This window comes from Bacillus sp. FSL R9-9497, from assembly GCF_038005805.1.
GTDB classification, from domain to species: Bacteria; Bacillota; Bacilli; order Bacillales; family Bacillaceae_G; genus Bacillus_A; species Bacillus_A cereus.
Genome location: NZ_JBBOTY010000001.1, coordinates 4,897,742 through 4,911,844, shown reverse-complemented (window position 1 = coordinate 4,911,844; position 14,103 = coordinate 4,897,742). Strand labels below are relative to the sequence as shown.

The window sequence follows — 14,103 nt, the reverse complement described above, 5'->3', positions numbered from 1 at the left end:
CGGACTTATATTCAGATTAGTAAGCTAAGCTGAATAGACCTTTAATGTGTGATAAGTAACGAACGTTACTTGCTTCTTTCATTAATGATGCTGGTAAGCCTTTAAGTGGAGTATTGCTTGCTCCAATTGTAGCAACCGCATCTTTACGTCCTAGACTAGCAAGTGTTCCAGAGTTTACAGGTGCGAACTCTTCTAATGCTTTGCCTTCTAGTGCTGCGTATAAGTTGTATCCAATTAACTCACCCATTTGCCAAGCGATTTGTGCAGTTGGTGGGTATGGACGTCCGTCTGGAGCGAAGACAACTGCGCTGTCTCCAGCAACGAATACGTCTTTGTGAGAAGTAGATTGTAGGTATGCATCAACTGTTGCACGTCCACGGTTAACTTCAAGACCTGATTCACCGATTAATGGATTACCTTGTACGCCGCCTGTCCAAACGAATGTGTTAGCAACAAGTTTTTGACCATCTTTTAAGTCGATTTCATTGCCAGCAACGTTTGTTACAGGAAGACCAGTTAAGAATGTAACACCGCGTGCTTCTAGGCTAGTAGTTGCACGTTCGATTAAGTGGTCTGGTAATACTGGAAGGATTTTGGGACCTGCTTCAACAAGAAGAAGTTTCACTTCTTTTGGATTTACGCCGTGGCTTTTTGCAAGTTTAGGCATAATGTCAGCAAGCTCACCAACTAGCTCAACGCCAGTTAATCCGCCACCACCGATTACGATTGTAGCATCAGCTTCGTTTTTCGTTTTCGCGTATTCACGAATACGGTCTTCAACGTGTTTGTAGATTTTGTTTGCATCAGCAGCAGATTTTAATACCATGCTGTTTTCTTCTAGTCCTGGAATACCGAAGTAAGCAGTTTTACTTCCTAAAGCAACTACAAGTGCATCGTAAGATAAAGTAGTGCCACCAGCTAGTTTGATTTCTTTGCTATCAACTGAGAATGACTCAACTGTTGCGATTTTAAGATCGATGTCTTTCCCTTTGAAAAGCTTTGTAAGTGGCATTGCAACTGCTTGCTCAGACACGTTACCAGCTGCAAGGCGGTGTAGTTCAGTGATGATTTGGTGTGTTGGGTATTGGTTAATCACTGTAACTTGTGCTTCTGATTTGCTGTAATATTTACGTACGTTTAAAGCGGCAAGAAGACCGCCATAACCAGCGCCTAAGATGACAATTTGTTTTGACATAGTATGATATCCCCCGTCTTTACTAATTGTTGTTATAAGTTAAATTATTTATTGTTACGTTCTGCACTAATTTGAAGATATGCGTTCACAAAGCGGAACATTTTTTGTGCTTGTGGATCTTTTAATAATTTTAAAAGACCGAATAGGCCGATAACTTCGTTGCTTTCTTCAGCACGATCTTTCGCTTCGATTGCAGTTGCAGCCATGCTTTTCACTGTATCTTTTACAGGTTCTACAAGCTCTGTAATTGCACCAACAGTGTCGCTTTTTAATACTTCATCAGTAGCAACAGTTTGAGCGAAGTCATAAGACTTAGTTAAAATGTTAACAAGCTCAGTTAATTTTGGAAGCTGTTCTACTAGTGTTGTTAATGATTCTTGTACCTCAGGTTTTAACAACTGATCAAGTACATCAAGTTGTCCTTGGCTAGCAGAAATTTGTACAGTTTCTTGTTCTGGCTTTGTTTGAGTCATAGTTTCTGGCATCTCCAATTCTCCTTTACGATAGCAATACTCTTATTTTTTATAAGTAAGATAGTAAACGTTTACGAAACTTTATACAAAGTTTCACAAAACACAATAAAATGCCTTTAAATTTATGACAGCAAGTAAGCTGCAAACATAAATCTAAAACCATAACGTCTTACTTATTATTTATGAACTGTCCGATACATGGCTTGTCCGCATAATGGAAAAGCTCCGTTACCGGAAAGTGTATATAATATATATCCTATATTATATACTATATACACCTATGTTAACATAAAAATGATTCCTAATTATTTGATATTGAGTGTATAACGTAGTGCTGACAAGGTATGAAAGCGTATAAAATATTTTGTTCCAGTTAGAAATGTATATACATATAAAGAAAAAAAGGAAAAAATGAACAAATTCATGTTCGTTTTTTCCTTTTTCCTATTATTCACCTTCTACAATTAGCATCGATGTGTTACCGCTTTTTTCAAGATGGCATTCGCCCCAAGTACAAAGAGAATCAAGAATGGACTCTAAAGACCAACCGTATTCTGTAAGTGAATATTCTACTTTTGGTGGTACTTGATTGTATACCTTTCTTTGAATAACCCCATCGTCTTCTAATTCACGTAATTGCTGAGTTAACATTTTTTGTGTAATCCCAGGCATTAAACGTTTTAGTTCACTCGTTCTTTTTGTGCCTTTCGTTAGATGACAAAGGATAACAACCTTCCATTTTCCACCGATAACCTCTAAAGTCGCTTCAACGGGAATATTATATTTCTTCATATAAAAATCTCCTTTGATGAATGTAGATTTAAGTTCTCCAACAAAAGAAGCTAAATAATTAAATGTTACTAAAAAGTGCCTATAGCACTTTAAAGTACGTACTTTTTATCATGTTGAATATGTTCCATAATAGCATACGTAAGAGGGAAATGAGTAGTACGGTACTAAAAAGTGCCTATGTTACTTTTAGGTACCTATCGTACTTTTAAGTGCGTTCTTCAAAAAAAGAGTAAAGCCATTCATAATAGCGTATATCAACAGTAAAGTTATTTTTGTAGAAGATAAAAAGGCCTTTTTATCATACTATTATGATTGGATTTCTCGCATTAAGGAGGAGTTCAATTGAATTCATATACAGTATCTTCTTCGGAAGTTCAGACGAATCGGAGAAGTATGTTTGCTTTATTAGCACTAGCAATTAGTGCGTTTGGAATTGGTACAACTGAATTTATTAGTGTCGGCTTATTACCATCTATCTCAGAGGATTTACATGTTTCTGTTACAACAGCGGGGTTAACTGTTTCTTTATATGCATTAGGAGTAGCGTTTGGTGCTCCAGTATTAACGTCATTAACAGCTAGTATGTCGCGAAAGACGTTATTAATGTGGATTATGATTATTTTCATTATTGGTAATGGAATTGCGGCGGTAGCAACAAGTTTTACTGTGTTACTTATTGCGAGGGTTGTATCTGCATTTGCGCATGGTGTTTTTATGTCAATTGGATCTACAATTGCGGCTGCGCTTGTACCTGAGAATAAACGTGCAAGTGCAATAGCATTTATGTTTACTGGTTTAACTGTTGCGACTATTACAGGTGTACCAATTGGAACATTTATCGGTCAACAATTTGGCTGGAGGGCCTCGTTTATTGTTATTGTGGCCATTGGAATCGTTGCTTTAATCGCCAATAGTATGCTAATTCCTTCTAATTTAAAAAAAGGTACGTCTGTATCATTTCGCGATCAATTTAAGCTGATTACGAATGGAAGACTGTTACTTGTATTTATTATTACTGCATTAGGATACGGGGGAACGTTCGTAACATTTACGTATTTATCTCCGTTATTACAAGAAGTAACAGGATTTAAAGCAAGTACCGTTACAATTATTTTGTTAGTATACGGAATCGCCATTGCGATAGGGAATATGGTCGGCGGAAAATTATCAAATCATAATCCGATTCGAGCGCTATTTTACATGTTTCTTATTCAAGCGATTATATTATTTGTTTTAACATTTACAGCGCCATTTAAAGTAGCTGGATTAATCACAATTATTTTCATGGGACTATTCGCATTTATGAATGTTCCAGGGCTACAAGTGTATGTTGTTATATTAGCTGAGAGGTTTGTACCTAGCGCTGTTGATGTAGCATCGGCGATTAACATTGCAGCATTTAACGCAGGAATTGCTCTTGGTGCTTACTTGGGCGGTATTGTAACGAACTCGTTAGGATTAATTCATACGGCTTGGATAGGTGGAATTATGGTAGTAGGTGCTGTTGTTTTAACTGCGTGGAGTATGACATTAGAAAAAAGAGATCAAGTAAAATAAAAGGAGAGAAAATAAAATGAAAAACTTACAAAGTAAAACAGTATTAAATAATGGTGTAGAAATGCCTTGGTTCGGTTTAGGTGTATTTAAAGTAGAGGATGGACCAGAACTTGTAGAAGCAGTGAAATCGGCGATTAAAGCAGGATACCGCAGCATTGATACAGCTGCAATTTACGGAAATGAAAAAGCTGTAGGTGAAGGAATCCGTGCAGGTATTGAAGCGACTGGTATTTCAAGAGAAGAATTATTTATCACTTCAAAAGTATGGAACGCAGATCAAGGATACGAAGAAACAATTGCTGCATACGAAGAGAGCTTAAAGAAATTAGAGCTAGATTATTTAGACCTATATCTTGTTCACTGGCCTGTAGAAGGAAAATATAAAGATACGTGGAGAGCGCTAGAAACACTTTATAAAGAAGATCGCGTACGTGCAATTGGTGTGAGTAACTTCCAAATCCGTCACTTACAAGATGTAATGAAAGATGCAGAAATTAAACCAATGATTAACCAAGTAGAATACCACCCTCGTTTAACACAAAAAGAATTACAAGCTTTCTGTAAAGAACAAGGTATTCAAATGGAAGCATGGTCACCACTTATGCAAGGTCAATTATTAGATAACGAAACATTACAAGAAATTGCTGAGAAACACGGTAAAACAACAGCGCAAGTTATTTTACGTTGGGATCTTCAAAATGGAGTAATCACTATTCCAAAATCAACGAAAGAACACCGCATTATTGCAAATGCCGATATATTTAATTTCGAATTAACGAAAGAAGATATGGAAAAAATCGATGCGTTAAATCAAAATCACCGCGTTGGTCCGGATCCTGATAACTTCGATTTCTAAGATTAAAGTAAGAAAGAAGAGTGCGTAAAAGCACTCTTTTTTTGTGCATAAAAATAGTTTCTAAATAAATACTACTTAGTATTAAGTTTGTGATAAGGGGCTGTAAACATGAATATAAAGCAATCGTTCAAGATTTTAGCTATGTTTTTAAGTGTTTTATTTGTGTTATTCCCGCTTCAAAAAGCATTTGCAGAAGTTATGGACCATACAAAGTATGAAATGAATTGGAGTTATAGTAAGTCAAAGAAGAAACCAATTCGAACAGAGCTTATTAAAACGGCAGATGGCAAAATTGCTTTTTGCTTAAATGTAGATTTGAAATCTCCAAGCGGTCAAGATTTACCGGAAATGGGGAAAGTGGATATTAACGTATACCGTGTACTATTGAATGGATATCCACAAAAGAGTCCACAAGAATTAGGTGTTTCTGATTGGAGAGAAGCACATTACGCAACGCAGCTTGCAGTGTGGAATGCGTTAAAACAAATCGATATTAATGATTTAGATTTCCGCAATAAAAATGTAGAGAAAGTAACGAAAGACATCGTTGCAAAAGCAAGCGCTAGTGAAGAGTTACAAGAAATTACGATGAGTGTAACTCCTACAGAAGAACAAGAAGCAGTATTAAAAAATGATTTCTTTGAAACAGGTTTATATACAGTAGAAACAAATGCAAAAAGCGGAACGTATAAAGTGCAAGCAACAGGTGCACCAGCGGGCGTGAAATTTGCAAATGAAAAAGGCGAAACAAAAACAGAATTTAATGTAGGAGACAAGTTCCGCATTTTAATTCCGAAACAAACACCAGCTGGTGGATTTAGCTTTAAAGTATCAGGAAATTTAACGAAATTACAAGGGATTGCGCATAAAGGTACACCGACTATTCAAAATGCAGTAGTATTACTTGAGCGTAGTGAAGAAAAAACAAGTCCAGAGTTAGCGGTAAGTTGGAAAAAGGCTGAGGCTCCAAATAAACCAAATAAGCCATATACTCCAAATGAACCGCATAAACCGAATCAAAAGAGATAATGAAAAAGCATTGGCGTATGCCAATGCTTTTTGTATGTGAGGATAAAAGTTATATTGAAAAAAATAAAATGGATAGAAATAGTGTTTTTAAAGGTTAAATTATATTTAAATATAATAAAATCCTGACGTTACGATTAATAGATTAAATTCACAAAATTGTAATATTATTCTTGGGGGGGAGGCTATTAAATGAAGGTAAAAGCGTGTAAAATTCAGTTGGAAAAACTACCTATAGATGGTCATATATGAAGAAAATGTAAGTTTTTATTGCTATTTTTATTTTTAGATGTATAGATGACAATACTGACAAATATCTTTTACTATTCTCTTTTTTATGTAGCAAGAGAACTCATCACAAATAGAGAGAAGTGAGGAGGGCATATTACATAAAAGTTTTACAATGTAAGAAAGCGAATGTATGGAGAGAAATGCGGTAGTAATATATACAGATGCGCGAGGTGTTAGTCCATTCATTAAATGTTTTTATAGAAATAATAGGATTACTTATTAGATGAATATATAGGATAGTTTATCTAAATAAAGGAACAGGGGACACAGATTATGTCGAAGAAAAAGACGAGTAGGGTATTAGTAGCTAGTGTTTGTTTAGCTACGTTATTGACGCCATATGGACTTGAATTACCTAAGGTGTATGCAGAGATGACGATTGAAGATAAGGAGAAACAGCAAGAAGAGCGAGTGTATCAATTGCTGCCAAAAGGTGATGTAGAAGGGATGCGTGAGTTGCATCAGCGTCGAATGAGTTTTTCTCCTTATGAACCAACTGGCATTTATGTAAAGCCAGGTGAAGAAGTAGTTATTCAAGTAGAAGGGACTCAACAGATTAAAGCTTATATTGGTACATATTCTTATGAAAAAGAAGAACCTAAACAATTCAACTTAAATTCTGGTGAGAATAAAATTTCTTCTCCAAATGGGGGGCTATTATACTTTTATAATTATCACAACACAGGAGAAGTAGTGGCTAAAGTGAAAAAAGGTGGTACATCAAATCCTTTATTTATTTTAGGAAAGCATACGACAAAAGATTGGAAGCGTATGTTGGCAGAGAATCCTGATTCATATGCAATAGAAATGAAGGGAGAAAATAGTTTATTAACTATGCATCCTGAAACTGTGGCGGAACATTTGAAGCAAGAAGATCCAGCTGAGTTATTAAAGAAGCACGATGAAATAATTAATATAGAACATAAGATATCAGGTTTATCAAAAGATGGTGCGGGTGTTGCGAATCAAGGTAAACATTCCATTCATTTTGTTGAAGACTGGTATACAGACGATTATATGTATGCGACTTATTATCGAACAGCTTATAGTAAAGGCAATTTAGAGTCAGTACTAAATCTAGAAGAGTTAACTAATGATGGATGGGGGCCTTGGCATGAAGTTGGACATCAACATCAACAAGACACTTGGTTATGGGATGGACTTGGAGAAGTAACCGTTAATATTTATTCTTTGGCAGTTCAAACTACATTCGGGCATAAAACAAGGTTAGAGCAAGAGGGGCGCTATGAAGCTGCATTTGCTTATTTAGGTAAACCGGATGCACAAGAAAAGATGGATGTATTTGAGAAATTAGTTATGTTTTGGCAGTTACATTTAGCTTATGGGGATCAATTCTATCCGAATTTACATCAAATGTATCGTTTGTTACATGACACAGAACTGCCTAAATCTGATGAAGAGAAAAAGCAGATGTTTATTTATATGACGTCAAAAGTGGCAGGACAAAATTTAATTCCTTTCTTTGATAAATGGGGATTATTTGCAAATGATGCTACGAGAGAAAAGATTGAAAAATTAAATTTACCAAAATTAGAAAAAGAAATATGGTTATCTACAGATAGCAATCCAATTCGTGAAAAACAAACTGAGTTATATGAAGTTCCATATGGCGAGCCAAATAATGAAAAAATACAAAATGTAGTAATCGGTACTACACATGATGAGAAAAAAGCAAAGGAACTTGTACAGAATTTAGGAGAAGGTGTAAAGACAACAGGTGTGATTATGCAAGATAAGCCTGAAGTTGGAGAAAAAACTGTAAAAGTAGAAATTGTAGATAGAAAAGGGAATAAAAATTTTATTCCAGTTGTAGTGAATGTTGGATATGGGGATAGCCTACTTGTATATGGATTGAACTATACTAGGGAGGGAGATTTGAAGTCAACCGTAACTCTACATCATGGTACAAAAAAATTTAGTGCAACAGATACAAAAAATTTAATTCATGATTACTTTAAAGATGAAAAGTATTTTGAGTTCACACTGTACGATAAAGAAGGAAGAGAGAAGAAAAATGTAGCGGTAAAAGGCTTGGAAAATACAGAAGTTCTTGCCAAGGAATTAAATGGGTTAGCATTTGAATATGGAGATGTGGTGAAAGTATACCATGCAGAGTCTTCACGTTTACATTGGTATCAAAAAGGTTTATATGTGGGAGAAGGAAAAAATAAAGAAATAAAAGAATTATTCTTCAAAATTACTGAAAATGGATTTGAGAGATTAAAATCATTGCAAGAAGTAACAGCAAAGCCACAAACAGTAGTAGTCGGAACAGAAGCAGAAAAGCTAGAAGCGAAAAACTTTGTTGAAGTGAAAGACGGAGAAGTAATTGGCTTTGTAGAAAAGCCAACTACAACGAAAATCGGAAAACAAACAGCCAAAGTAGAAACGAAAGATCGTTTTGGAAATAAGCAAGTAACAGAAGTACCATTAGAAGTGGTTTATGGAGATAGCATTGCATATGCAGGATATGGAAATGATATTGCTTCAATTGTAACTTTAAAGCACGAAGAGAAGAGATTCCATGCAACTGATATGGATAGCGAAATTCATGAGTATTTTAATAAAGAGCTATACATGGGGATTACGTTATACGATGGAGAAGGAAAAGAGAAAAAACATGTAACAGCAGAGGGACAAGAAACATCAGAGAGCTTTGCGAAGCAAGTGAATGGTATGCAGTTCGAGTATGGAGATGTAGTGAAAGTATTCCACGCAGAACCGATTCGTTTGAAATGGTATCAAAATAATACACTTACTGGTCAAGGTGAGAAAAAAGGGGCAAAAGAACTATTCTTCAAAGTAACAGAAAAAGGCTTTGAGAGAATGGATATGTTGCAAGAAGTAAAAGCAGTGCCACAAAAAGTAGTAATCGGAACAGACGTTGAAAAATTACATGCAAAAGAGTTCGTCCAAGTGAAAGACGGAGAAGTAATCGGGTTTGTAGAAAAGCCAAATACAACAAAAATCGGTGAACAAAAAGTAAAAATAGAAACGAAAGATATGTTTGGAAATAAGCAAGTGACAGAAATTCCTCTAACAGTAACGTATGGAGATAGTCTTGTATACCAAGGGCTGGGTGATGATATTCGTTCTATTGTAACGTTTAATCATGAAGATAAGAAGCTACATGTAACGCATACAAATGAACAAATTCATAGTTACTTTAAAAATGAATTATATATGGGAATTACCCTATATGATCAAAATGGAACTGAGAAAAAGCATGTAACCGCAGAAGGACAAGAAACTTCGCAGAATTTTGCAGAACAAGTAAATGGCATGGCGTTCGAGTATGGTGACGTAGTGAAAGTGTATCATGCGGAATCAGATCGTTTGAATTGGTATAAAAATAGTGAGTTAGTTGGAAAAGGAGATAAGAAAAAGTTTAAAGAAATTTCCTTTAAGATTACTCCAAATGGTTTAGAGCAAGTGCAATAATAAAAAAAGCTCGTAAAACATTATGTTTTACGAGCTTTTTCTATTATTCAGCTTCAGAAACAACTGTGAAGCGTTCGTTTACATGTTTTGGATTTTCGATTTCATCAAGTGCTGCAACTGCGAAGTCTTCGTAACTTACGTAGCTATCACCTTTTGCGTTAACAAGAAGGTTGTCTTTGCCAGCTTTGTAAGAACCAGTGCGTTTTCCTAATGCGAATAGTGCAGAAGGGCTGATGAATGTCCAAGTGATATCATTTGTTTGCTTTAAGATTTCTAAGTTTTTACCTTGGTTTTGAGCTGTTGCAAGGTATTCGCTCGGGAAACCTGGTGTATCAAATACACGTGTTGTTTTTTCTTCGTCTACAAATAAGCTTCCAGCGCCGCCAACTACAAGTAATTTTGTGTTAGGGGCACCTTTCATAGCTTCAATTAGTACGTTTCCTGCATCTACGTGAAGGTGTTCTTCGCCTGCTGGAGCACCGAATGCATTTACAACGACATCGAATGCTTGCAAGTCGTTAGATGTAAGAGAGAATACATCTTTCTCTAAAACTTTTACGTTTTCTTCTGTAATTTTTGCAGCGTTTCTTACGATTGCAGTTACTTCATGTCCGCGATCTAATGCTTCTTTTAAAATACGACTTCCTGCTTTACCAGTTGCTCCGATGATTCCGATTTTCATAATAAATTCCTCCAAAGTGTTTTGTTAAAGTGTATATCTGAAAGTAAATGAATACGTTGTAATTAGGTTTGTTACAACCTGATGTAATCATTATAGTTACAGGTTGGTGTTTTTGTCAATAGGGTTGTTTGTGAATTTATTTTTTGTCTTAGTATGCACAGTTAGAGGGAGGGTAGTCATAAAGGTATTATTACTGCGATCCTGTCTAATATTTGGAAATTGCAAATTGTCGAAAAATGTTGATTTTTGAATGTTTTTTAAATATAATTCGTTTTATGGAGAAAAGGAGGGGTTAATTGTATGAATATTTTGGAACAATTCGTTTCGTCAACGAATACAATTCTTTGGTCATATATTCTTATTGCAATGTTAATTGGTTTAGGTCTTTATTTTTCTATTAAATTGAAATTCGTACAAATTACTCATTTAGGGGAAATGATTCGTTTAATGAGTGATGGGTTAACTGGAAAGACGCGTAAAAAAGGCAGTGTATCTTCTTTCCAAGCATTTTGTATGAGTTCTGCAGCTCGTATTGGTATCGGTAACTTAGCTGGTGTAGCGTTAGCTATTTCTATGGGAGGACCTGGAGCAGTATTTTGGATGTGGGTGATTGCGATTATCGGGGCTTCTTCAAGTTTCGTCGAAAGTACGCTTGCACAAATTTATAAAATAAAAGATGGCAGTGGATTCCGTGGTGGTCCTGCTTATTATATGGAAAAAGGTTTAAATAAACGTTGGATGGGGATTTGGTTCTCTATTCTGATTACAATTAGTTACGGTTTAATTTTCAACTCAGTACAAGCAAATACAGTTACATTAGCGTTTAAAAATGCATTTGGTATTGAGCGTTACGTTGTTGGGATTGTATTAGCAGTATTAGTTGCGGTTATTATTTTTGGTGGTGTAAAAAGTATCGCGCGTATGTCGGAAATGATTGTTCCACCAATGGCAATTCTTTATATTGCGGTAGCGATTTTTGTTGTTATTAAAAACTTCTATTTACTACCAGATGTGTTTACAGAAATCTTTAAAGGTGCATTCGGTTTAGATTCAGCTGTAGGCGGTGGTATCGGTGCTGCGATGAAATATGGTATTCAGCGCGGATTATTTGCGAATGAAGCAGGTATGGGTAGTGCACCAAACGCGGCAGCGACGGCTGATGTAACGCATCCAGCTAAACAAGGTTTTATTCAAACAATTGGTGTTTTAGTAGATACATTCTTAGTATGTACATCAACAGCATTTATCGTACTATGTTCTGGTGCATATAAAGCAACGAACTTAGAAGGTATTGAATTAACACAAAATGCATTAAGTTCACAAATTGGCCCGTGGGCAAGTAGCTTCTTAGCGATTATTATTTTCTTATTTGCTTTCAGTTCGCTTCTAGGAAACTACTACTATGGTGAAACGAATATTGAATTTATTAAGCAAAGCAAAACGTGGTTAACAATTTACCGTATTGCGGTAGTTGGAATGGTATTATTCGGTTCCGTAGCAACGCTTCAAGTTGTATGGAATATGGCAGACTTATTTATGGGTCTAATGGTAATAACGAACTTAATTGCGATTACACTTCTTGGCCGATTTGCGTACGCGGCATTAACAGACTATGTAAGGCAAAAGAAACAAGGGAAAGATCCAGTCTTCAGTGCAGATTCTATTCCTGGTTTAACGAATACAGAGTGCTGGGATAAGCCAGTGGTAACAGATAAAGAAAAAGCAGTGTAATTGAAAAGGCGAGCATCGAGGTAAATTTGATGCTCGCCTTTTTTGTTGTAGTAAATGATGAAAAGGGTGAGGGGTAATTATTAATATAACTTTTTGTTTGTTCCTCTCGTTATTTGTGGGGAACGTACTGTTTTAAAAGTATGGCCGGTCGAAGAGGATAAGAGATTGAGTATTGGATAAATGCATGTAATAGCTATATTTTTATGAAAAAAACACGTATGTTAAGGTAATTAACGTACTCATGTCATAAAACCTAACATAAAGTTCTTGATTACTAAAAGTTTTTAGAATATAATTTTCTTATTGTTAGGAAGAGGGGGCAATGCAAATATGGATTTTTTAGCTAGGGTAATTGGGGATGTAAATAATATCCTTTGGTCATATGTCATTATTGCGATGTTAATTGGGTTAGGGCTCTATTTTTCATTTCGTGTGAAATTTGTCCAAGTTCGTTACTTCGGTGAAATGATTCGATTACTTGGGGATGGAGCAAGCTCGAAAACGAGGAAAGCACAAAAAGAGAAGAGTGGAGTATCATCATTCCAAGCATTTTGTATGAGTACAGCTTCTCGTGTAGGTACTGGTAACTTAGCTGGTGTAGCTATCGCAATTTCAGCGGGTGGTCCAGGAGCAGTATTTTGGATGTGGTTAATCGCGGTAATTGGGGGTGCTTCTGCATTTGTAGAGAGCACATTAGCGCAAATTTATAAAGTGAAAGATGGGAATGCATTCCGTGGGGGCCCAGCGTATTATATGGAAAAGGGTTTAAATAAACGCTGGTTAGGTGTTGTGTTCTCTGTTCTAATAACAGTAAGTTTCGGATTGATTTTTAATGCTGTACAGTCTAATACTGTAGCAGCAGCTTTTGATGGGGCATTCAAAACAGATAGTAGATTAGTCGGTCTTGTTATGGCTGGTTTACTTGCAGTTATTATTTTCGGTGGAGTAAAACGAATTGCACGCGCGGTTGAAATGATTGTTCCAGTAATGGCAATTATTTATGTAGCAGTGGCATTATTCGTTGTTGTGACAAACATTACGGCAATTCCGTATGTATTTAAAGAGATTTTCTTACATGCTTTCGGAATTAAAGAAGTAGTAGGTGGGGGACTAGGAGCCGCGATTTTACTAGGGGTAAAACGTGGGTTATTCTCAAATGAAGCAGGTATGGGTAGTGCGCCGAACGCAGCTGCGACTGCAAACGTAACCCATCCAGTTAAACAAGGTTTCATTCAAACTTTAGGGGTATTTACAGATACATTATTAATTTGTAGTTGTACAGCATTTATTATTCTTTTATCAGATGTGCATAATGCAGCTGATTTAAATGGAATTCAATTAACGCAGCAGGCGTTAAGTCAACATATCGGTCCATGGGCTTCTATATTTGTAGCAGTTGCAATCTTCTTGTTTGCATTTAGTTCATTAGTAGGTAACTACTACTATGGTGAAACAAATATTGAATTCTTAAATGGAAGTAAAGTGCTATTAACAGCGTACCGCATTGCTGTACTTGGTATGGTTATGTTAGGATCTGTAGCGACAATTCAAATCGTTTGGGATGTAGCAGATTTATTCATGGGTATTATGGCTGTTATTAACTTAGTGGCGATTGTATTCCTTTCTAAGTATGCTTTTGCGGCATTATCAGATTACGTAAAGCAAAAGAAACAAGGAAAAGATCCGGTATTCTATGCGGATTCTATTCCAGGTTTGAAAAATACAGAGTGCTGGGATAAGTCAGCAGTAGCTGATAAAGAAAAAGCAGTATAATGAGATGGGCATCAAGTGAAACTTGATGCCCATTTTTTGTTTTATCCGGACATTAGCGGATGGTAAAAGACGAACATTAACGAAGGTTTTATAATAAAATGTAATTTTTTTTAGAAAAGTGCAGATATGAATTAGAATTTATGTTAGAATGGAAAATGCCTTTGAAATAAGAGGTTTTATGGTCTTTTCGATCCGATTTAAGTTTTCGGAGGAGAAATGGAAAGTTCGGATTATTTCTTGTTTTGAGTGGTCAGACGTTCAACGT

At 35.9% G+C, this 14,103-nt stretch carries 10 protein-coding genes; 6 read left to right on the top strand and 4 right to left on the bottom strand.

What is annotated here, in order from left to right:
• Window positions 1–16: 16 nt before the first annotated feature.
• The 3 genes from MKY21_RS25455 to MKY21_RS25445 all read right to left on the bottom strand — a co-directional run bounded on the left by MKY21_RS25455 (window position 17) and on the right by MKY21_RS25445 (window position 2,460).
• Entirely contained in the window at window positions 17–1,195 is a 1,179-nt protein-coding gene (locus MKY21_RS25455) for an NAD(P)/FAD-dependent oxidoreductase (protein ID WP_000043203.1), read from the bottom strand.
• A 44-nt stretch (window positions 1,196–1,239) separates the two neighbouring features.
• On the bottom strand, window positions 1,240–1,680 hold the full coding sequence (locus tag MKY21_RS25450; protein ID WP_001115311.1) for a DUF1641 domain-containing protein: 441 nt from the start codon (window positions 1,678–1,680) through the stop codon (window positions 1,240–1,242).
• Between the two features lie 435 nt (window positions 1,681–2,115).
• A complete protein-coding gene (locus MKY21_RS25445; RefSeq protein ID WP_000760475.1) occupies window positions 2,116–2,460 on the bottom strand; it encodes a winged helix-turn-helix transcriptional regulator in 345 nt (114 codons plus the stop codon).
• Between the two features lie 393 nt (window positions 2,461–2,853).
• On the opposite strand from MKY21_RS25445, the gene MKY21_RS25440 reads away from it, so the two are divergent.
• From MKY21_RS25440 to MKY21_RS25425, 4 genes are all read left to right on the top strand, one after another.
• The gene (locus MKY21_RS25440) at window positions 2,854–4,017 is read left to right on the top strand and encodes an MFS transporter (RefSeq protein WP_341077959.1); all 1,164 of its coding nucleotides are present in this window, start codon (window positions 2,854–2,856) and stop codon (window positions 4,015–4,017) included.
• A gap of 16 nt (window positions 4,018–4,033) precedes the next feature.
• A complete protein-coding gene (locus MKY21_RS25435; RefSeq protein WP_016118862.1) occupies window positions 4,034–4,873 on the top strand; it encodes an aldo/keto reductase in 840 nt (279 codons plus the stop codon).
• Between the two features lie 108 nt (window positions 4,874–4,981).
• Window positions 4,982–5,902 carry a thioester domain-containing protein gene (locus tag MKY21_RS25430; RefSeq protein ID WP_001022513.1) on the top strand — a complete coding sequence of 307 codons (921 nt, stop codon included), beginning with the start codon at window positions 4,982–4,984 and terminating at the stop codon, window positions 5,900–5,902.
• A gap of 561 nt (window positions 5,903–6,463) precedes the next feature.
• The gene (locus MKY21_RS25425) at window positions 6,464–9,652 is read left to right on the top strand and encodes a putative mucin/carbohydrate-binding domain-containing protein (protein ID WP_341077616.1); all 3,189 of its coding nucleotides are present in this window, start codon (window positions 6,464–6,466) and stop codon (window positions 9,650–9,652) included.
• A gap of 43 nt (window positions 9,653–9,695) precedes the next feature.
• Here the strand turns inward: MKY21_RS25425 and MKY21_RS25420 are convergent, their stop codons facing one another.
• Entirely contained in the window at window positions 9,696–10,334 is a 639-nt protein-coding gene (locus MKY21_RS25420; RefSeq protein ID WP_086392864.1) for an NAD(P)-dependent oxidoreductase, read from the bottom strand.
• A 300-nt stretch (window positions 10,335–10,634) separates the two neighbouring features.
• Here MKY21_RS25420 and MKY21_RS25415 point away from each other — a divergent pair, with 300 nt between their 5' ends.
• Window positions 10,635–12,065 (top strand): alanine/glycine:cation symporter family protein, encoded by a 1,431-nt coding sequence (locus MKY21_RS25415; protein WP_001022939.1) that lies wholly within the window; start codon window positions 10,635–10,637, stop codon window positions 12,063–12,065.
• Between the two features lie 330 nt (window positions 12,066–12,395).
• The gene (locus MKY21_RS25410) at window positions 12,396–13,838 is read left to right on the top strand and encodes an alanine/glycine:cation symporter family protein (protein WP_000346415.1); all 1,443 of its coding nucleotides are present in this window, start codon (window positions 12,396–12,398) and stop codon (window positions 13,836–13,838) included.
• Window positions 13,839–14,103: the final 265 nt, after the last annotated feature.